This window comes from Pseudopedobacter saltans DSM 12145 (genome assembly GCF_000190735.1).
In the GTDB taxonomy this organism is placed as follows: Bacteria; Bacteroidota; Bacteroidia; order Sphingobacteriales; family Sphingobacteriaceae; genus Pseudopedobacter; species Pseudopedobacter saltans.
Genome location: NC_015177.1, coordinates 446,869 through 467,824, shown reverse-complemented (window position 1 = coordinate 467,824; position 20,956 = coordinate 446,869). Strand labels below are relative to the sequence as shown.

Below are 20,956 nucleotides of genomic sequence, written 5' to 3'. Positions count from 1 at the left end.
TACTTAACTAAAAAAAGTAAATTACAAGTACCTAGTGCCGCTTTTTTTCACATCGACTTTGAGATAATTTTCAATAATTGATATTTATCACATTTCGTACTGACAGCTCTCATTAAAAAAAGGTATCCCTGTAAATAGATTTGCATATCATACATGTAAGAGAATGAAAGCTATCGTTTACAGCACTAAAACTTTTGAGAAAGAACTATTAGCTAAAGCTAATTTTAAGAAACACGATATTACGCTTATTTCAAATCCGCTGAATATCGAAACAGTTTCTTATGCAGAAGGTAAAGACGCTGTTATTGTATCCTGTAATGATGATTTATCCACCCCGGTAATAGATAAGCTTGCTGAGTTTGGAATCAAATACATTTCCACACGCTCTGGCGATGTGGAAAATATAAACCGGGACACCGCTGCAAAATACGGAATAAAAATAGCTCATGTGCCTTACACATCTGATAGCGTTGCAGAACATGTACTAACTTTAGTTTTGGCTTTAAGTAGAAATCTAATTACCACTATTGAAAGAATATCTCATTCAGATTTCAATCTCGAGGGGTTAACCGGCTTTAATCTAAAAGGTAAAACTATTGGCTTAATAGGCTATAGTGATACAGGTCTAGCGACTTCAAAATTATTTCATAATGTTGGATGCAGGGTACTGATTGCTGATAAAACTTTATTAAAAATGCCTGAGTATGGGGAAGTCTGTGATCTGGATTATCTACTCGAAAATTCAGATATAATATCTCTGCATGTTTCATTCAAAAACAAGATAGATAAAATTATAAATAGGGAAAGCATTTATAAAATGAAATCTGGGGTAATGCTTATTAACACGAGTCGGGGCGGGTTATTAAATATCTCAGACGTTTTAGATGCTTTAAAAAGCGGACAGTTGGGTTATCTGGGTGCCGACATTTTTGAAAATGATATATTTATATTTTCAGAAGACAAAGGTAATACTGTCCGCAACCCCATTTATGAAGAACTTCTTAGCTTATCAAATGTCATTATTACACCCAGGCAGGCTCTCCTGACTAAAGAAACAATAGAAGAAATTGCTTTCCAGACAATCAGAAATCTAGACAATTGGCAAGCCAGAAAATGCGTTGGCAAAGCATGTGCGTGTCCTAATGATTGCGCTACTAAACATTAAATTTCATTAAATTATGGAAACAGCAGAACTTATAAAAAAGTATAGTGTTCCTGTACCCAGATATACCAGCTATCCGACAGTTCCTTATTGGGATGAAACCACTTTTTCTTACGATAAATGGATAAACTCGGTAAGAGAATCGTTTACTGCCAGCAATAAAGAATCTGGAATCAGTTTATACATCCATCTTCCTTTTTGTGAAAATCTGTGTACGTATTGCGGCTGCAATACCAGAATCACAAAAAATCATAGTGTTGAAATACCATATATCAATGCAGTAATCAGAGAATGGGAGCTTTACAAACTAAATTTCGATGAGAAACCTATTGTAAAAGAACTCCACCTAGGTGGAGGGACTCCAACTTTCTTTTCTTCTGAAAATTTGAATCTGCTTATTAATGGAATACTTACAAATTGTGAGTTGCATTCCAACGCCGAATTTAGTTTCGAGGCACATCCGGCAAATACCACAGAACAACACCTCGAAACACTTTATAAATTAGGTTTTAAAAGATTAAGTCTGGGTATTCAGGATTTTGACAAAGAGGTACAGAAAGTTATCAATAGAATGCAAAGTTATGAACAGGTTGAATATGTTACGAATACCGCCAGAAAAATAGGATATACTTCTATCAATTACGATTTGATTTATGGCTTGCCACTGCAAAAGCTAAGCGGATTGATCCAAACTATTACACAGGTAAATCAGCTTCGCCCCGATCGTATTGCATTTTATAGTTATGCTCACGTTCCCTGGATTAAACCGGGACAAAGAATGTTTACAGAACTTGATCTTCCGGACACAGAAGCCAAGCAGGAATTGTATGAGACTGGTAGGAAACTTTTTATCGAAGCCGGTTATGAAGAAGTTGGAATGGATCACTTTGCATTAAAATCTGATTCTTTATTTAATGCCCAGGAAAACAAAACCCTACATAGAAACTTTATGGGTTATACGCATCAATACACAGAATTGATGATTGGTCTCGGTGTGTCATCAATCAGTGATACCTGGAATGCATTTGCACAGAATGTTAAAACGGTGGAAGAATATAAACAATTGATAGCTGAGGATACTATTCCTGTATTTAAAGGCCATTTATTAGATTCAGAGGATTTATTGATGCGAAAACATATTTTAAACATAATGTGTCATGGGGAAACCACATGGAATGACATCGATTTATTGAATGACTCATTTTCTTTAGCATTCGATAATCTGGAGGAAGTTGTAAAAGATGGATTGGTCGAAAAACATGATTACACACTAAAAGTAACCAAAAGAGGAACACGTTTCCTTAGAAATATTTGCGCTGCCTTTGATATGAGACTTTGGAGAAAGCAGCCGGAAAGACAATTATTCAGTATAGGTTAAACCTAACAAACCTACTGAATGATTAACCAGATATGGATATTGTGTGCTTAAAAATCAAACAGCCTAATTGTATTAATTAGGCTGTTTGATTTGTTTAAATCCTAAATTACAGAATTCTCATCGAGAGACCGTTGCTAACATGGGTTAGCAACAGCTACTCAATCAGTTAAGCAACCATTCGAGACTATCTAATATAGATCATCATAAAAAGCCAGGGCTTCTTCATAAGTGCTTGCTAAACCGGTAGCAGTAACTGCTGTTCCTATACTTACAATCCCAGTCCAAGGCGCTACAGCACCGTATCCTCCCTGACATCTGTAAGATACATTAGCCGCCACGTTTGTATTGGTATTTCCACCAAAAAGAATTTTTGTTCCGTCTAAGCCTAAATTTGATGACATTATCGCTCGTTTTGCAGCAACGGTACTACTTCCACTTCCTAACGTTGCTGCATCTGCAGCACTAATCAGGTGTGTCCTTCCTGTAGGGTTATATCCGCTATGGTGAAAAACTAAAGCATATCTGGTACTTTGATTTCCTGAAGTACTGTAGTTAAAATTATTTTTAGTTATCATAAAGCTTGTACCAAATTTCTCGTCACCCGGATTGACATCGTTAAATACAGGTACTTCTACAAATATTGGATTAACTCCGGTTAAATATGTTCCTGTGGATGTAAATGTATTACCATAAACGACTCCATGCGTTGAATTATCTCCTCTAAATCTCACAAAAGAACCTGCGCAATCAGTAAAAGTGTTATCAATAACTTTAAGTCTGGTAACTCCATAAGCACCATAAACCATATGCGCTGTGGATCCGACGCCAACATTTGCAAACTGATTTTGTCGAACAATTATATTGTCTGAAGTTGCATAATGAGCTCCTAACGCACCGTAGTAAACATTTGGCATATCTTCAAATCTACAATATGCGACTGTTACATTTTGGCTTCTTTGTATAGTAAGCCCGTAATCAGTTACTGGTCCCGTAAATTTAAGTCGATGTATAAGAATATTCTGACAGTAACTTAATCCCATTAGCTTTGAAATGGAACCGGTAATAATCGCCGAACCTATGGTATTGCATTTCAATTGCAATCTGTTAGTAGCATGGCCGATATTACTTAAAGAAATAGTGGATGTTAAATTATAAGTACCATCCGCAAAAACCACATCTACAGGGTTTGATTGCAATAGAGTTTGAATATTACTCCAAAATGCACTGTTGAAAGTTGTAGATGGTGTTACATTTACAATGGTTGTAGCCAATGTAGAAGATTCTGATTTTACTTTTTCTTTACCATTAAGGGCTTCCAATGGTTGGTGGATATCTTGTTTGCCACAAGAAAAAAGGAAGATGGACGTAACTCCCAATAATAAAATACATTTTTTCATAATAAATGGGTTTAAATTGACAAACTTAAATATCGGTAACGTACACTATATTTGCAAAAAAAATATAATAAAAAGATTTACAATACATTACAAACAACACCTATAACATCCGGAAAGAAGAAAATAGACGCTTTAAATGTAAGTATTTGAGGATTACAGGATCCTCTTGGAAAGAGGAAACTGTGGCCTGGGATATGGTTTAATTGCCAACCGTAACTTCTCTAACTTAATAGCTTTGGCTCCCAATGAACGAACTTATAACTTATCACTAAAGAAACTACCTGCAAATAGCAGAATCCCCGGTTAACACAGGACTTAGGAATGGGATATCTAAAGACGAACCTCTTAGGATAAACCAAATTCCCAAAAGAAGCGATAATATTGGCAAAATATTGTTAATTGACCGTCGCAAATTATGTCCGGCAAAACTTACTCCTACAGCAGCAGAGAACATTAAAGGCAGTGTTCCTAAACCAAAAAAGAACATGAATAAGGCAGACTGAACAGGGCTTGTAGTATTAACCGCCGTGGCTAATGCAACATAGACAAAAGCACATGGCAAAATTCCGTTCAATAAACCAACTACAAAATGCCCGTAACGCTTCTGAATCGCTTTAGAAATCCAGTCGTTTATAATTGAAAAATTCGAATTGAATTTCCGTCTCAAAGGAATCAATCTAATTATAGAATATACGACAATAAAAGCTCCGCATAGTACACTTAAAGTTTGTTGAAATCCTGCTATCCAGAGCTTTTTACCGATGATACCAATTAGAAAGCCTAAAATAGCATAGCTAAACGCCCTCCCTATCTGGTAAATAAATTTATTAAGCACCAATCTCCATCTACTACTGCCTGTATTAGGAATTGCAAACGCCAACGGCCCACACATTCCAACACAGTGTAAACTTCCAAAAAGTCCTATAATAAATGCTAACTGCAAATGATTCATTGAATAAATACACTTTGTTCGTATAAATATGGCTTTCCTTTGTAATGCCATTCAGAAATTAACTTCCATTCGCCTTTTTCCAGATTATTTGTGGCTATTTCCGTTTGTACCTCACTTAATTTGTATATCCTATCCAATTTATTATTAGCAGGCCGATAAAAAGTTAATTTTCCAGAATCCAGACCATTAAAAGATACGGTTATCTTTTTATCTTCTATGATAACTTTTGGTTTAGCATTATCATCTAATACATTCTGCTTTTGCCCATATTCCTTGTCATAAGACAAACCTTTTTCATAGTAATCTTCATCGTAGCTATCGTCCGGAGCCCTAAACATTAGTATTACCAGGCACAGAACAAAACTCATAAAGGCAGCCAGCCCGATTACAATACCTTTTCCCCAATTCATAACTATTTTTTAATTTTTCTTGATACAGGTCCCAGAAAGTTAGTTTTTATCTCGTAAGTTTCTTGTCCGTTTTCTAAAACCCTTAATTTGATTACATTTTTAGCCTGGTTAATTTTGTTTTTAGGCATCAGTAAGAAGAAGGTTCCCTTTTTAGAACTCTCTCTTGCTAAACTATCCACCGGTTGGATCCATTTAATCTTGACATTCTTATCCACTCCCTCAATATCGACTTTTACGGGTTTGGTAGTCTTATTTACAAATTCCCCATTGTACAGATTACTGATGTAACCATCCTGTTGCTCCTGGTAAAGTGTTCCACCAGCTCTCAGGACAATAACATCAACATTTTTTTGATTCCAGATAAAATACGCTATCACACCTACCATAACCAAAATAACAAAAGAGTAAGCTTTCATTCTAAAAGAAAACTCCGGTTTCTTATTCGTTTTGATCATTTCTTCAGAATAGTAGCCAATCAGGTTTCTCGGTTTATTTATCTTATCCATTACCTGATTACATGCATCGATACATGCTGTACAGTTCACACATTCCAGCTGTGTACCCTGTCTGATATCTATTCCGGTTGGGCAAACAGCCACGCATAGATTACAATCAACACAATCTCCTTTTGTTTCAGTATCAATCCCCTTTTTTAACTTACCTCTTGGCTCTCCTCTTACATAATTATAGGCTACGGTTAATGAATTTTTATCCAATAAAACCCCTTGTAATCTACCATAAGGGCAAATAACTGTACAAACAATTTCTCTTACATGACTAAAAACAGCATAAAAAGTAAAAGTGAACAACCATATACTTATAAAACCAACCAGATGATCTTGTGGCGGAGAAGTCATAATTTTAATCAGCTCATCACTTCCGATGACATATGCTAAAAAAGTGTTAGCAATTAAAAAGGAAATCAGAATATATAGACCATGTTTTAAAGATTTCTTCCAGATCTTCTCTGCTGTCCATGGACTTTCGTCCAGCTTTTTTCTTGCTGCTGGTTCACCTTCTATCCAAATTTCTATTCTACGAAATACGAGCTCTAAAAAAATAGTTTGAGGACAAACCCATCCGCAGAAGACTCTACCGAATGCGATGGTAAAGAGTACAATACTAATTAATGCCAGTAAAGAGGCCAATACGAATATAAAAAAGTCTTGAGGCCAGATAACCTGTCCAAAAATGATAAACTTTCTTTCGATGATATTGATCAGCAATAACTGATTACCCTTAATCTTTACAAAAGGAGCTACAAATAAGAATGCCAGTAGACTATATCCCAACAAACTACGATAAGTATAAAACTTGTCTTTTCTCACTAATGGATATAACCATCTTCTCTTTCCATCTGCCTGTACGGTACTATGATATTGTATCTCTTCCACTTTTTGATTTTTAGTCTCTATAAAGAGAGAACCTTAAAACAAAATCAGTGCACCTGATAAAGCACACTGATCTTTTTCATATTTCTTTTACGGTTTCTGTCTGTGCAGCTGCATCACCGGCAAGTTCCTCACCCTTATCTTCCACTCCCTGAGGCTCTTTCGCTCCGCTTGGGTTAGATCCTCTAAGAGATTTTATATAAGTTGACACTTCGGCTATTTCTTTAGGAGTCAATTGCTTTTCCCACGAAATCATACCTTTATCAGGAACACCATATTTAATGGTTTTAAAGATATTTTTTATTGTTCCCCCATGTAACCAGTAATCGTCTGTAAGATTCGGTCCAACGGTGCCTTGTGCTTTATCTCCGTGACAGGCTACACAATTTTTATTAAAAATGGCCTGCCCTGCACTTATAACCGCCGGATCATTCGAATAAGTAACGGTTGTTTCGTCTACCCTGTTAGCAGATTTAGCCAGAAAAGCCTCTTTAGCAGCTTCCGCCTGCTCCATTTCTGCAACGTATTCCTCATCCTGCAACTTACCTAATTTAAACACATGGAAATTTAACAGATAAACAACTGCAAATATGATAGTAGCATAGAACAAATACATAAACCACCCTGGTGTCGGATTATCCAGCTCTCTGATTCCATCAAACTCGTGTTCTATTACCAAATCCTTTTCTTCTGACAATGGTCTCAAAGAAAGTACTTTTTGCCAAAAAGTACGTTTTTCCTGCACTGCTTGTACCGATGATTGCTCTTGAATAGGACTCACTTCAGACACTTTTACATCCTTCAATAAAATAGATGCCATCACCCTGAAAGTTTTCAATAACACAAGGCAAACAATCAACACCAACACTAGTGTCGAAATAATCGCTGCCACTCCTATATAGTTCATCAACTCCGTTGTTGCCATCTTCACTTCTTCCTCTGCAAATGCATTTCCCGCACTAAGAGTTAACGCTGACAGTAAAAATATTGAACTTAATTTTTTCATATTTTATTTTTTAAGCATTTGTCTGATTGTCATTTTCAACCGGAAGCTCGCTCATATAGGCTATATGCGTTTTTTTCATTCTGAACAGCATAAAAGTTGCTATTATGAAAAAAACTATGAATATGAGCAGAGATACCAATAAATAAATCTCATTTCCCGCCAGGTTACTTATTTGCTTAAACATGACCTTTTAATTTTAATGTTAGCTAATTTTTCTTTTCTGCTTTAATATCTACTCCCAATCTTTGCAGGTAAGCAATTATTGCAACCATTTCTGATGTCGGAGACACTTCGATATTGTCTGCTTTTAATCCCGCAGCAATTTTTTCAGCCTGCTTCAATAAGTCCTGATTTGCAATTTTCTCAAAACCCTCCTCGTATGGGACTCCAATTCTTCTAAGTGCTTTAATTTTAGGAGCCGTTGTAGTTGTATCGATTTCCTGTTCAGCCAACCATTCATAAGAAGGCATGATACTACCAGGGGTCATGCTAGCTGGATCTATTAAGTGATTATAATGCCATGCATGACTATATTTACCTCCTACCCTATGCAAATCCGGTCCGGTACGTTTAGAGCCCCATAGGAACGGATGGTCATAGACAAATTCTCCAGCTTTACTGTATTCTCCGTACCTTTCTGTTTCACTTCTAAAAGGTCTCACCGTTTGGGAGTGACAGTTCACACAGCCCTCTTTAATATATAAATCACGGCCTTGAATTTCTAAAGCTGTATAAGGCTTTACACTTGAGATAGTTGGTACGTTGGAACTGATAAAGAAGGTAGGTACCATCTCTACTACTCCACCGATTAAAATAACCACCAAGCTAATTATCAACATCGCAATTGGTTTACGCTCTAGTTTTTTATGTGCAGTTTCGCCTTTAGGATTCTCTTCCACCAACGGTAACGCTTCTGCATACTCTTGTTGAACCAGATTTCCAGATTTTGCAGTTTTAACCAGGTTATAAGCCATTATAATCACACCACTTAGATACATTACTCCTCCTAAAGCTCTTAACATATGCATTGGAATAATTCTCAAAGTAGTTTCAATGAATCCCGGATACTTAAGCATACCCTCTTCAGTGAATTCCTTCCACATTAAGCCTTGGGTAAAACCACTCCAATACATTGGAATAGCATAAAAAAGGATACCCAGTGTGCCAATCCAGAAGTGGGTAGATGCTAATTTTTTAGAATAAAGCTCTGTCTTATAAATTCTAGGTATTAACCAATACATTACGCCAAAGGTTAAAAATCCATTCCAACCCAAGGCGCCAACATGTACGTGAGCTACAATCCAATCTGTAAAGTGACCTATGGCATTTACCTCTTTCAATGAAAGTAAGGGACCTTCGAAAGTTGCCATACCATAACAAGTAAGCGCAACAACCATAAATTTTAAGGTTACATTATCTCTCACTTTATCCCATGCACCTCTTAAAGTTAATAACCCATTAATCATACCTCCCCAACTCGGTGCAATTAACATCACAGAAAATGCAACGCCTAAAGACTGCGCCCATCCTGGCAACGAAGTATATAATAAGTGGTGTGGCCCTGCCCAGATATAAATGAATATCAAAGACCAAAAGTGTAGTATACTTAATTTATATGAATAAATAGGTCTATTTGCCATTTTCGGCAGGAAATAATACATAAGACCCAAATAAGGTGTTGTTAAGAAAAATGCTACCGCATTATGTCCATACCACCATTGTACCAATGCATCCTGCACTCCTGCGTATAAATAATAACTTTTGAAAGCTGATACCGGAATTTGAATTGAGTTCACAATATGCAAAACAGCTACGGTAACAAATGTTGCGATATAGAACCAAATAGCTACATACAAATGTTTTTCTCTACGTTTAAAAATAGTTCCAAACATGTTTATACCGAAAGTTACCCACACTAAGGTCAATAAAATATCTATCGGCCATTCTAACTCAGCATATTCATGCGAAGTGGTCAATCCTAAAGGCAATGTAACAGCAGCTAAGAGGATAACAAGTTGCCAACCCCAAAAATGGATCTTACTTAAAACGTCACTAAACATCCTTGCTTTTAACAATCTTTGCAGAGAATAATAAACTCCCATAAAGATTGCGTTACCCACAAATGCAAAAATCACAGCATTTGTATGTAATGGTCTGATTCTACCAAAAGTTGTGTATTGGGATCCTAAATTTGCCGCTGGATTGAATAATTGAGTTGCTGCAAGTACCCCTACAAGCATACCAATAATCCCCCAAACCATTGTGGCAATGGCAAAATCCCTTACAATTTTGTTGTCGTAATAAAATTTGTCAGGTTGCATAAAATATAGCTTTTTTGATACTCCAAAGCTATTCTAACCCCGATGACAATAGAATGACTTGAATCTTTAAGAAATATGAGGAATGTCATATTTTTATCTTCCCTTCATTTTTTTCTTGCACTTTTTGTGTATAAAAAATATTTTTGAAAAAAAATAAAATATCAAAGACTTGACATTTATGTCTAAAGCAATAGTAAAAAAGAGAATCGCATTTATCTTCTTATTGGTCTTTTCTACCAAGATGATTCTTTCTATTGCTCCGCTTTTTGTGGATATAGACAGAACAACAGTCAATGCCGTTATCTTACAACTGGAGTTGGAAAACGAAACGCATGAGACAGCTAAAGACGGTAAAGCAAAGAAAGCAGCCGATATATGTAGTATTTTCGACTTGCATTTATTACGTATCGAATTAGATATTAAACCTAAATATCATATAAAGCCGAGAAATTACGTCAAATCTTTTTTCCCCGCTGTACCAACGCCTCCTCCTAACTTAAGCTAAAATCATTTAGCCTTTGCTACACAACAATTAGGTGTATCAATCAAATAGTCACATTGTTTTTTGTATATGAGATGCTATTGGATTTAAAAAGTCAATCCATTTAGTACAGACCATTTTTATTCTTATTTATAAAATGAAAAAAGAAAAAGATTCGTTATTTCCAACGTTTAATATATCCAAATATTTAAACCCTGGAACAATGAAAAAAGACTTGACTTCAAGTATAGTAGTCTTTTTAGTTGCGCTGCCCTTATGTCTGGGGATAGCTCTTGCTTCGGGGGCGCCATTATTTGCAGGATTGTTAACAGGTGTTATCGGAGGAATTGTAGTAGCTTCTTTTAGTGGATCTCAATTGAGCGTAAGCGGACCTGCCGCTGGGCTAACTGTAATTGTTGTAAACGCAATTACCCAATTAGGGGCCTTTGAAACTTTCCTGTTAGCTGTCGTTATTGCCGGTATGTTTCAGATTATACTCGGACTTGCCCGGGCAGGAACGATAGGAAATTATTTCCCTTCTTCCGTTATAGAAGGTATGTTGGCAGCAATAGGTATTATTCTTATTCTAAAGCAGATTCCACATGCCTTGGGTTATGATATCAGCTATTTTGCGGATGAAAATACATCTATAGAGAAACAAGGGGCCTTAGAAGCCATAGTAACCGCTTTTCAGAACTTTCAGACGGGCGCATTAATTATTACCCTGGTTTCTTTAGTTGTTTTAATTTTTTGGCCAAAGCTTAAAAAGTTAAGTGCAATTCCTGCACCTCTGATTGTTGTTGTATTAGGGGTGCTATTAGCTCAGTTATTCAGTAAATCTGATTATGCATTAACCTCCGAGCATTTGGTTCAAATACCTATTGTGTCCAGTTTTGGAGAATTTGTTGGGCTTTTTACTTTCCCTAAATTTTCACAAATCTTAAATCCGGATGTATGGACAGTAGCAATTACAATAGCTGTTGTAGCGTCATTAGAAACTCTCCTGAGTATCGAGGCGGTTGATAAAATTGACAAACAAAAAAGAGTTTCTCCAACCAACAGAGAATTAATTGCACAGGGAATTGGTAATAGTGTTAGTGGGTTACTTGGTGGATTACCACTTACTTCTGTTATTGTACGTTCATCTGCAAATGTAAATTCGGGAGGACAAACCAAACTTTCAGCAATTTTTCACGGAATCTTGCTTTTGGTTGCCTTACTTGCTATTCCCTCGATTATCAACATGATTCCATTAGCTTGTTTGGCCGCTATATTACTGTTTACCGGTTATAAACTGGCGAATATTTTACTGTTTAAAAAAATGTGGAAACATGGAAAAGACCAGTTTATTCCCTTCTCTGTTACAGTTTTAGCTATCGTATTTACCGATCTTCTAATGGGTGTAGCCATCGGAATGCTTATAGGAGTTTTTTATTTGTTAAGAGCGAATATGAGAAATCCGTATTTTTACAAACTGGAAAATGAAGGTAAGCAGAAAACACTCAAGCTTAGATTATCAGAAGAAGTTTCATTCCTTAACAAAGGGGCGATACGATATACCTTAACTCACATACCTCAGGGCGCAAAAGTGATAATCGACGGTTCCAACTCTAAATATATCGACAGAGATGTATTAGAAATTATCGAAAACTTCCATCAAAACGCATATAAAAACAAGATAGAAGTTGATCTGATTAACATCAAACCAATTTATCAGCTACCAAAATTAGATGAGGTGGTACCAAACAGAAATGAATTAAAAGAAGTTTTAGAACAATAAAATATTAAAATATAAAAGTCATGGTTGAAACAAATCATATAACATACGAATCGCTATTATCAGGAAATAAAGAATGGGTTGCAAAGACCTTAAAGGAAGATCCTAATTATTTTGACAGATTAGCCGCAGGGCAAAAACCACCGGTATTATGGATTGGCTGTTCAGATAGCCGCGTACCTGCAAATCAGGTTACAGGTACGCTTCCGGGAGAAATATTTGTACATAGAAATGTTGCAAATGTTATTGCTCATAACGATTTAAACATGCTAAGTGTATTGGATTACGCTGTTAACGTTTTAAAAGTTAATCACGTTATTATCAACGGTCATTATGGATGCGGCGGTGTAGCTGCAGCCATGTCCGATAAACAGTTCGGCTTAATTGACAACTGGCTAAGGAGTATTAAAGATGTATACAGATTGCATAAAAAAGAAGTAGATGCGATTGAAGACGAGGAAGCCAAAATAAGGAGGATGGTTGATTTAAATGTAATAGAGGGTGTACATAAATTAAGTGCTACTGCCATTGTACAAAATGCATGGGCACAAGGTCAGGATCTTCAATTACATGGGTGGGTTCTTGATTTAAAAACGGGACTTATTAATGATTTGAAAGTAACCTGTAGCAGTAATGCCGCTTTCGACAAAGTTTTTAAAATTGCTTAGTTGATATATGTTGAGAAAGGGTCGCTTTATAGCGACCTTTCTTTTTCTCCCTTATAAACTTCCTTAAGGTCATTTCAACAGTATATAATTCCTAAAAAAGTTTTTTGTAACTTCAAAGTACAAATCATAAAAACGTCTATCATGGTGGAAAAAGTAAAAGAGCTTATCGAACAGATTGCTCAACAAAAAGTAGAGAATACCAGTGGTATTTCTAACAACCTTAGCTCAGATGTTGCTAAAGAAACAGGTAATTCTATCGTTTCCGGCTTTAAGGATGCTTTATCTAATGGCCAGGTGAATGATATTATGGGATTAATGAATATAAACGCATCCGCTATCTCTTCTAATCCTGTAGTTCAAAATATCGTGAATAGTCTTACAGGAAAACTAAGTAGTAATTTTGGTATTGATACACAAGCTGCAGTGAACTTTTCCCAGTCTGTAATTCCTCAGATATTAAGCACTATATTTTCAAAAGCAAAAGATGGTAACGGAGGGTTTAATATTGCAGATATCATTTCTTCCTTATCGGGAGGGCAAGGTGGGGGAATCCTGGATTCGCTGAAAGGTCTTGATCAGAACGGAGATGGACAGGTAAATATACAGGATGCAATTTCCGCTCTAGGCGGCAAAGGCGGATTGGGAAATATACTGGGTGGGTTCTTCAAAAAGTAATTATTCTTATTTATCAAAGATGAGGGGCTGTTTCTATTTATGAGACAGCCCCTTTTTCATTTCAACTTCTTCAATAAACAACTCAAGTTAATAGGGCAAATTGAGTATTTCGCAATTTAGAAGCGTTACTTTAGAAAATCGTCAACCCAAAGTCGTCTAAAATGATATTTGAGACAGCCCTCCTTTTGTAAAAAAGTCGACAGAAATATCTTATTGAAAATCATTGACAATCATTATCAGTATATTTGATAATGACCAGAGAAGAAAAAATCGCAGCCTGTAAAACCAGTGTTTTCAAAACAGTTTTTCCTGATATCACCAATCATCATAATACCATGTTCGGTGGCGCGGTAATGGCTATGATGGACGAAATTGCTTTTATTACCGCAACACGGTATGCCCGAAAAGCATTTGTCACCGTTGGCTCAGAAAAAATAAGTTTTATTAAACCGATTCCCGCCGGAAGCTTTGTAGAGTTGATAGGTTCTATCATTCATATTGGAAATACTAGTATAAAGGTTTTAGTCGAAGCATACGTCGAAGACATGTATTCTGATTACAGAGAGAAAGCTTCTACCGGAGAGTTCACATTGGTAGCGGTAGGTGATAATATGAAACCTATCAGAATCGAATAGCTATAAAACAAAAAAACTTCCGTTTGACCGGAAGCCTTTTTGCTGAAGATAAATTATAAATTCTTCATTATGGTATGTCCAGCTTTATCTCTTTTAGCTTTCAAATACTTTTCATTATGCTTATTAGACGTTATTTCAATCGGTACATTTTCTACGACCTCTAAACCGTAGCCAATCAAACCAGCTCGTTTTGTAGGATTATTAGACATTAAGCGCATTTTTCTGACTCCCATTTCTCTTAAAATCTGAGCACCGACACCGTAATCCCGTTCATCCATTTTAAATCCTAAGGCAATGTTTGCTTCGTAAGTATCTAAACCCTGTTCTTGCAGATTATAGCTTTTTAGTTTATTAATCAACCCAATTCCTCTACCTTCCTGATTCATGTATACGATTATTCCTTTACCCTCTTTCTCAACCATTTCCATTGACCTATGCAATTGAGGTCCGCAATCACATTTACATGAACCAAAAATATCTCCTGTTACACAGGAGCTGTGCACTCTTGCCAATACAGGTTCATTGGGTTCCCAGGATCCCTTCGTGATAGCTAAATGATGTTCTCCGGTATTGATTTGCGTAAAGGCAACCATTTGAAATTCGCCCCATTCTGTAGGAAGATTAACGGAAACCTCTCTTTTTATCAACGATTCTTTTTCTAAACGGTATGATATTAAATCTTGAATTGAAACCACTTTCATGTTCCATTTCTTAGCCATTTCTAACAATTCTGGTAAACGCGCCATTTCACCTTCTTCATTCATAACTTCACATATCACACCCGCTGGTTCAAGCCCCGCTAAAACAGCTAAATCAATAGCCGCTTCTGTATGACCTGTTCTACGTAAAACCCCTCCATTTTTTGCTATAAGTGGGAATATATGACCTGGTCGGCCTAAATCAGAAGGCTTCGTTGCTGGATCGATAAGAGAAAGTACCGTTTTAGACCTATCTGACGCAGATATACCTGTTGTACATCCTTTACCCAATAAATCTACAGTTACTGTAAAATTAGTTTCTAATGTCGCGGTGTTCTTACCGACCATAAGCTCCAACTCCAGCTCTTTCCCTCTCTGTTCGGTTATGGGTACACAGATTAATCCTCTACCCTCTTTTGCCATAAAATTGATAACCTCGGGTGTGGCAAATCTGGCAGCTATTAAAAAATCACCTTCATTTTCCCGATCTTCATCATCTACAACAATAATGATTTTTCCTTCTTTTATATCTTGTATCGCTTCTTCTATAGTATTTAACATACAGACATGTTATTAAATAAGATTTTTTGATTCTCAAAAAAACTATTCAAAGTTAACCAATTTTACTCGGGCTATTTTGAATGAAAAGCCATATTTATGTAACATCTGGATGATATTGGTACTATTACTTTTCTTTCTTTTTAAAGAATCTTTTTATAATGTTTTTATAATATTCGACATCAAATAAGGCCGAATCAGCAGTTGCTTTATAGGTTAAGAATAAACCAAGTGGTGTCAACACAAAAATAGCAATCCACATTCCTAATAAAGGAGATATAGTTCCGTCCCTGGCCATCTTCTCACCTATTGTGCTGATAATATGATAAATCAGAAAAAAAATCACAGAAACGACCACCGGAAGCCCTAGTCCGCCCTTTCGAATAATAGCTCCTAATGGAGCCCCAATAAAAAACAATACCAAACAGGAAACCGACAACGTAAATTTCCTATTATATTCTATAATATATCTGGTAATAACTTTAAAAAGATCCTGTGTTTCTGTACTTCTCGTTTCAATGGTTTCTTTCACAGACCGAACCGTTTGAGTAGCATTTTCAACTACCATTTCCTGTTGTTCTGCTGTAATACCCGCGAGAACACCATCTTTTTTCAAGTTTAACTTAGCTTCACCTTTAGCTTTCCTGAAGTTTGCAGTTTGGTAGAATATTTTATAGCTGGGTTTTATTTGTCTGAAAAGATCATTGGCTAAACTATCAAAATATTTAATACTCGCCAGTTTCGCAGAATCCAACTCTTTCAGATTCAGCATCTGATAATTATTTTTAAACAGATTTTCATCTTCTCTTTTAAAGTTAAAGGAAGAAAGATCGAATTTCTGCATAGTTTCATCAAACTTATATCGTACCAAACGTTCTCTTGGGTTATAGGTTCGTTGTCCGGCAGACTCCTCGTATCTTACTCCATGTTTTAAAACCAAAACTAAATATTTCTCGTCGTCTGTTTTATACATTTCGCCCGTATCGGCCATAAGGACATTCGTATTTCCTGAACCTTTTGTATGATCGTATATAACAACATCTTTTAAAGTTTTTCCGTCTTTATCCTTTTGCTCTACACGAATAGAATAACCCGGAATACTGTTATTAAACACTCCTTCCTCAATAAGAAAAGCTGCTTTTTGGTTCCTAACATCATATAAAAGTGAGCCCATTTTTAAATTGGCTACTGGTAGCATATAATCGGAAAATATAAACGCAGCTATACTAAGTCCTGTCACCATTATAAAAAGCGGTGCCATGGCTCTCTGTAAAGAAATTCCGGCTGATTTTATGGCAACAAGCTCATAATTTTCGCCCAAATTTCCAAAGGTCATAATAGACGAAAGCAGAACGGCCAAAGGTAAGGCCATCGCAACATTTGTTGCTGCAGCATATCCAAGTAACTGGAGTATCACATACCATTCAAAACCTTTGCCTATTAAATCATCTATATATTTAAACAAAAAAAGCATCAGCAAGACAAACATCACTATAAAAAAAGTGACGAAAAATGGCTTAATAAATGCTTTTACGATTAAAAGATGTATTTTTTTCACTCTGCAAAAGTAGAAAAAAAATTAGGCTCCAACTACACTTAGCAAAGTATCTATCTGATTATCCCAAATGAGTTGTCTGTCTTTCAAGTTTTCCTGTCTGGAAAAATCTGTAATAATAAGAGCTACATCATTGGTTAACTCATCCTTACTAATTTCCATATCAAAATAATATCCTTCGTCACCATCCAACCAGGCAAAACGGATTTGCTTATTTTCCTTAGCTAATACCTTCTTAGCTTTTTTCTCTTCGCCGTCATCCCACTTAAAGCTATATACCTGATCTCTATAATGCACCTCATCGGCAAACCATTGAGCAAGTCCATTAGGCTCACTGATAAAACTGTATAAAATGCGAGGAGATGATTTTACCTCATATTCCAATGTAAACTGTACTTTCTCTGACATGCACTTAGTTTATAAACATTACGATGATCGCTCCTTGCATCACCTTTACTTTTCTAAAGAAAAGTAATTAAGTTTAGATTTCCAATAGTTTTTATAAAAGCTAGGTAAATACTGACTTAACACAAACTAATATACCATCCTTTTACATCAATGCGGTCTTACTTAACGTTTTGTGCACTCTCTTTCTTTTAAAGACCGTACGTTTCAAATCTGTTTTTCCTGTAATAATGCTAATATTGCCATCGACTTCCATCATTGCCAATTTTATACTTTTTATTTCATCGATACCATGTTCTCGCATAGCTTCTTCCAATTCATCATTAGATATATCCAGTTTGTGTAGCATTTCAAAATCCATCTTTCCATCATGAATCAATACTTGTGGTTTCTGAAGCATAAACTGTCTGATTCTTTTACTTCTGAACATTACTTTTTTCATCAAAAAATTCAGGAGGAACAAAACGCCTGCCGCTACTATACCGCCAGATAAGCTCGAATCGGGACCAACCATAGCATTCTGCACTGCATTACTTATTAGCAATATCAAAATAACATCTATTGTATTCAGCTGCGTAAGTTCTTTCTTCCCTGTCAGGCGAATTGCCAAAATCATAAACACATAAACCACTAAGCACCTGAAAGCTATATTTAAGTACATTTCCATATCTATTTATTTTCATTAAGAACAAAAGCATTCTAAAATTGCTTGCTATTTCCAAGCTAAAAATTTTAAGCCTAAGAATGAATACATTACAAATTATTTCTACATTTTTCTTTTTTCCATTTCCCATGATAAGTATTTTACCTTATATTTGCATCACTTTTTAAGAAAGTGTCCTGGCGGGGTAGCTCAGATGGTTAGAGCGCAGGATTCATAACCCTGAGGTCACGGGTTCAACTCCCGTCTCCGCTACGCTAGAAAAGCTCATCAAAAGATGGGCTTTTTTCATTTAAGAGGTTTTCTATATTAATTAAGCTATAACAGTACTACTTCTGCGGTTATTTCGTTATTCATTTACAAAGTAAACAAATTACCAACATTCCCCCCAGAAATTCCGATTGATCCTTAAGTTTATTAATTCCACCTTTTACCCAAAACAAACATTACAGTAGATTTTATTCAGCAAATTTGCATGGATGAAAAAAAAGATGATTAAAGCCGTATTTTTTGACGTAGATGGTACTCTGATAAGTTTTGAAACTCATAAAATCCCGCAATCGACCTTAGATGCTATCAAGACTTTAAAAGAAAAAGGAATAAAAATAATCGTTGCCACAGGAAGATCAACCAATCAACTTTCACATTTAAAGGAGATAGATTTTGATGGATATCTTACATTCAACGGAAATTTGTGCGTGGGCCACAACAAAGAAATTTTTCATAAACGAGCAATCCCTAAAGAAAATATTGAAGCGCTTATAAAATACCAGAAAGAAGTGAAACGCTTTCCGTGTATATTCATGTCCGAATTTGATAATAAAATCAATTATGTCGACAATGAGGTGATAGAAGTATTCAATCTGCTAAACCTTCCGCTAACTATGGAAACCGAAACCATGGAAGAAGGGCTAAAAAAAGACATAATACAAATGAATGTATTTATCAATCCAGATGAAGACGAGCATTTAATTCAAAATGCCTTAACAGAATGCGAAACAAGCAGATGGACCCATCTTTTTGCTGATGTGAATTTAAAAAACTCAAATAAAGGTACCGGGCTAATTGCTTTCACTAAACATTTGGATATTGATATTTCTGAAACGTTAGCTTTTGGAGACGGTGGAAATGACATCGAAATGCTTAAAACTGCAGGTATAGGAATAGCTATGGGAAATGCCAATAGAGAGGTTAAAGCTATTGCAGATTATATTACCGACGCTGTTGATGGAGATGGAATTGCCAATGCCTTAAAACACTTTGGTGTTATATAAAAATAAAAAAAAGTCCGGATAATGTATCCGGACTTACAAAACAATTTGCTTACATCATAGTTCTTCGTCATGTTGAGATCTATCCAACCCCACAGTCTCTGCTTCTTCATGTACCCTGATTGGTGAAATCAAGTCTGTAATTTTCAACAATAAAAGAGAACCAAAGAATGCAAAAACTGAAACAGCAACCAGCGCTACAAGATGTGCAACAAAGAGCTTTGTTTCACCAAAAAATAAACCATTATCAGTCACAACTCCGTTAATAGAATTATGCGCAAAGACGCCGGTTAAGACCATACCAACCATACCACCAACGCCGTGACATGGAAAAACATCTAATGTATCATCGATATTAGTTTTACTTCGCCAGATAACAACCAGATTACTGATTATAGCAGCTACCACTCCTATTACAATAGAATGAGGTATACTAACAAATCCAGCTGCCGGAGTTATAGCCACCAACCCTACAACAGCCCCTATACAAGTCCCCATTGCTGAAGGCTTTTTCCCTCTTACAATGTCGAAAAATATCCATGCTAAGGCTGCTGCAGACGAAGCCGTAGTTGTTGTTGCAAAAGCATATGCTGCCAACGTATTTGCTCCACCTGCAGAACCCGCATTGAAACCAAACCAACCAAACCATAGTAAGGCAGTACCTAAAATCACGTAGCTTATTCTTGCTGGATTATGTGATATATTTATTCTTCCTTTTAAATAAATTGCTGCAGCCAGCGCAGCCCAACCTGCTGACATATGAACTACTGTTCCTCCCGCAAAATCCAAAACACCAAATTTCGCCAATATACCTTCAGGATGCCATGTTGCATGCGCCAAAGGCGAGTATATAAATATTGAGAAAAGTGTAATAAAAATTAAGAATGAATTGAATTTAACACGCTCTGCAAATGCTCCGGTGATTAAAGCCGGTGTGATAATAGCAAATTTCAATTGAAACATTGCAAATAATGCTATTGGAACAGTTGGAAGAGCGACCCAGGAGGCATTACCCAGTACTCCGCTCATCATATAGAAGGTTGATGGATTACCAATAATCCCCCCTATATCTTCTCCAAAAGCCAAACTGAAACCAAAAAAAACCCATATTACCGTTATTAAACACATACAGATAAAACTCTGCAACATAGTGGAGATCACATTCTTTTTACTCACCATACCTCCATAGAAAAATGCCAATCCCGGTGTCATTATCAACACCAAAGCAGATGAAGTTAATAACCAGGCTGTATCTCCTGTGTTTAAGTCAGGATTTTCTCCGCCACCCGTTGGAACTGTAGCTGTAAACAAACCTATTACACACAGTATAATAAGTATAACAAATGGTAAGTACTTTTTCATAATTAATCACTTTAATGGTTTTAATTTAATCCTACAAATCAGTTTCAATTAACAAAAATTCAAAACAAAAAGACTTTAATTGAACATAACACAAATTTAAACAGTTTTTATTATCAAATTCAAATTAAAAAATCATTTTAATTAAAAAAAAGTAAATTTTTATATTTATTTCATTAAAAAAACAAAACACACC

The 20,956-nt window shown here is 35.9% G+C and carries 20 protein-coding genes and 1 tRNA gene; 9 read left to right on the top strand and 12 right to left on the bottom strand.

Going from position 1 to position 20,956, the window contains the following annotated elements; all coding sequences use genetic code 11:
* Positions 1 to 163 precede the first annotated feature (163 nt).
* Positions 164 to 1,165 (top strand): NAD(P)-dependent oxidoreductase, encoded by a 1,002-nt coding sequence (locus tag PEDSA_RS01905; RefSeq protein ID WP_013631461.1) that lies wholly within the window; start codon positions 164 to 166, stop codon positions 1,163 to 1,165.
* A 13-nt stretch (positions 1,166 to 1,178) separates the two neighbouring features.
* Complete coding sequence (gene hemN, locus PEDSA_RS01900; protein WP_013631460.1) at positions 1,179 to 2,540, top strand: oxygen-independent coproporphyrinogen III oxidase; 1,362 nt, start codon at positions 1,179 to 1,181, stop codon at positions 2,538 to 2,540.
* Positions 2,541 to 2,728: 188 nt separating this feature from the next.
* Here the strand turns inward: hemN and PEDSA_RS01895 are convergent, their stop codons facing one another.
* The 7 genes from PEDSA_RS01895 to ccoN form a co-directional block, all read right to left on the bottom strand.
* Positions 2,729 to 3,937: a right-handed parallel beta-helix repeat-containing protein gene (locus PEDSA_RS01895; RefSeq protein WP_013631459.1), complete on the bottom strand. Its 1,209-nt coding sequence runs from the start codon at positions 3,935 to 3,937 to the stop codon at positions 2,729 to 2,731.
* Positions 3,938 to 4,214: 277 nt separating this feature from the next.
* Complete coding sequence (locus tag PEDSA_RS01890; RefSeq protein WP_013631458.1) at positions 4,215 to 4,889, bottom strand: sulfite exporter TauE/SafE family protein; 675 nt, start codon at positions 4,887 to 4,889, stop codon at positions 4,215 to 4,217.
* Positions 4,886 to 5,299 (bottom strand): FixH family protein, encoded by a 414-nt coding sequence (locus PEDSA_RS01885; protein WP_013631457.1) that lies wholly within the window; start codon positions 5,297 to 5,299, stop codon positions 4,886 to 4,888. Before PEDSA_RS01885 ends, PEDSA_RS01890 begins: the two co-directional genes overlap by 4 nt.
* Positions 5,300 to 5,301: 2 nt before the next feature.
* Positions 5,302 to 6,693 carry a cytochrome c oxidase accessory protein CcoG gene (gene ccoG, locus PEDSA_RS01880; RefSeq protein WP_013631456.1) on the bottom strand — a complete coding sequence of 464 codons (1,392 nt, stop codon included), beginning with the start codon at positions 6,691 to 6,693 and terminating at the stop codon, positions 5,302 to 5,304.
* A 76-nt stretch (positions 6,694 to 6,769) separates the two neighbouring features.
* Positions 6,770 to 7,696, bottom strand: a complete 927-nt coding sequence (locus PEDSA_RS01875) for a cbb3-type cytochrome c oxidase N-terminal domain-containing protein (protein WP_013631455.1) — start codon at positions 7,694 to 7,696, stop codon at positions 6,770 to 6,772.
* Positions 7,697 to 7,706: 10 nt separating this feature from the next.
* Entirely contained in the window at positions 7,707 to 7,880 is a 174-nt protein-coding gene (locus PEDSA_RS20205) for a hypothetical protein (protein WP_013631454.1), read from the bottom strand.
* 22 nt (positions 7,881 to 7,902) lie between these two features.
* Positions 7,903 to 10,017, bottom strand: coding sequence for a cytochrome-c oxidase, cbb3-type subunit I (gene ccoN, locus PEDSA_RS01870; protein WP_013631453.1), 2,115 nt, complete (start codon positions 10,015 to 10,017; stop codon positions 7,903 to 7,905).
* Positions 10,018 to 10,195: 178 nt separating this feature from the next.
* Between ccoN and PEDSA_RS01865 the strand changes: the two genes are divergently transcribed.
* The 5 genes from PEDSA_RS01865 to PEDSA_RS01845 all read left to right on the top strand — a co-directional run bounded on the left by PEDSA_RS01865 (position 10,196) and on the right by PEDSA_RS01845 (position 14,253).
* Positions 10,196 to 10,522 carry a hypothetical protein gene (locus tag PEDSA_RS01865; RefSeq protein WP_013631452.1) on the top strand — a complete coding sequence of 109 codons (327 nt, stop codon included), beginning with the start codon at positions 10,196 to 10,198 and terminating at the stop codon, positions 10,520 to 10,522.
* Between the two features lie 133 nt (positions 10,523 to 10,655).
* Positions 10,656 to 12,278, top strand: coding sequence for a SulP family inorganic anion transporter (locus PEDSA_RS01860; RefSeq protein ID WP_013631451.1), 1,623 nt, complete (start codon positions 10,656 to 10,658; stop codon positions 12,276 to 12,278).
* A 20-nt stretch (positions 12,279 to 12,298) separates the two neighbouring features.
* Positions 12,299 to 12,943 carry a carbonic anhydrase gene (locus PEDSA_RS01855; RefSeq protein ID WP_013631450.1) on the top strand — a complete coding sequence of 215 codons (645 nt, stop codon included), beginning with the start codon at positions 12,299 to 12,301 and terminating at the stop codon, positions 12,941 to 12,943.
* A gap of 141 nt (positions 12,944 to 13,084) precedes the next feature.
* Positions 13,085 to 13,618: a DUF937 domain-containing protein gene (locus PEDSA_RS01850; RefSeq protein WP_013631449.1), complete on the top strand. Its 534-nt coding sequence runs from the start codon at positions 13,085 to 13,087 to the stop codon at positions 13,616 to 13,618.
* Positions 13,619 to 13,869: 251 nt separating this feature from the next.
* Positions 13,870 to 14,253 carry an acyl-CoA thioesterase gene (locus PEDSA_RS01845; protein ID WP_013631448.1) on the top strand — a complete coding sequence of 128 codons (384 nt, stop codon included), beginning with the start codon at positions 13,870 to 13,872 and terminating at the stop codon, positions 14,251 to 14,253.
* 53 nt (positions 14,254 to 14,306) lie between these two features.
* On the opposite strand, the gene PEDSA_RS01840 is transcribed toward PEDSA_RS01845, so the two are convergent.
* The 4 genes from PEDSA_RS01840 to PEDSA_RS01825 form a co-directional block, all read right to left on the bottom strand.
* Entirely contained in the window at positions 14,307 to 15,512 is a 1,206-nt protein-coding gene (locus tag PEDSA_RS01840; protein ID WP_013631447.1) for a bifunctional 3,4-dihydroxy-2-butanone-4-phosphate synthase/GTP cyclohydrolase II, read from the bottom strand.
* Positions 15,513 to 15,636: 124 nt separating this feature from the next.
* Positions 15,637 to 17,067, bottom strand: coding sequence for an LptF/LptG family permease (locus tag PEDSA_RS01835; protein WP_013631446.1), 1,431 nt, complete (start codon positions 17,065 to 17,067; stop codon positions 15,637 to 15,639).
* A gap of 21 nt (positions 17,068 to 17,088) precedes the next feature.
* Positions 17,089 to 17,472: an START-like domain-containing protein gene (locus PEDSA_RS01830; RefSeq protein ID WP_013631445.1), complete on the bottom strand. Its 384-nt coding sequence runs from the start codon at positions 17,470 to 17,472 to the stop codon at positions 17,089 to 17,091.
* Positions 17,473 to 17,614: 142 nt separating this feature from the next.
* Entirely contained in the window at positions 17,615 to 18,136 is a 522-nt protein-coding gene (locus tag PEDSA_RS01825) for a DUF421 domain-containing protein (protein WP_041536935.1), read from the bottom strand.
* Positions 18,137 to 18,311: 175 nt separating this feature from the next.
* Here PEDSA_RS01825 and PEDSA_RS01820 point away from each other — a divergent pair.
* Both PEDSA_RS01820 and PEDSA_RS01815 read left to right on the top strand, forming a co-directional pair.
* Positions 18,312 to 18,385: transfer RNA gene (locus PEDSA_RS01820), tRNA-Met, on the top strand.
* A gap of 224 nt (positions 18,386 to 18,609) precedes the next feature.
* Complete coding sequence (locus tag PEDSA_RS01815; RefSeq protein WP_052305751.1) at positions 18,610 to 19,404, top strand: Cof-type HAD-IIB family hydrolase; 795 nt, start codon at positions 18,610 to 18,612, stop codon at positions 19,402 to 19,404.
* A gap of 54 nt (positions 19,405 to 19,458) precedes the next feature.
* On the opposite strand, the gene PEDSA_RS01810 is transcribed toward PEDSA_RS01815, so the two are convergent.
* Positions 19,459 to 20,763: an ammonium transporter gene (locus PEDSA_RS01810; RefSeq protein WP_013631442.1), complete on the bottom strand. Its 1,305-nt coding sequence runs from the start codon at positions 20,761 to 20,763 to the stop codon at positions 19,459 to 19,461.
* Positions 20,764 to 20,956: the final 193 nt, after the last annotated feature.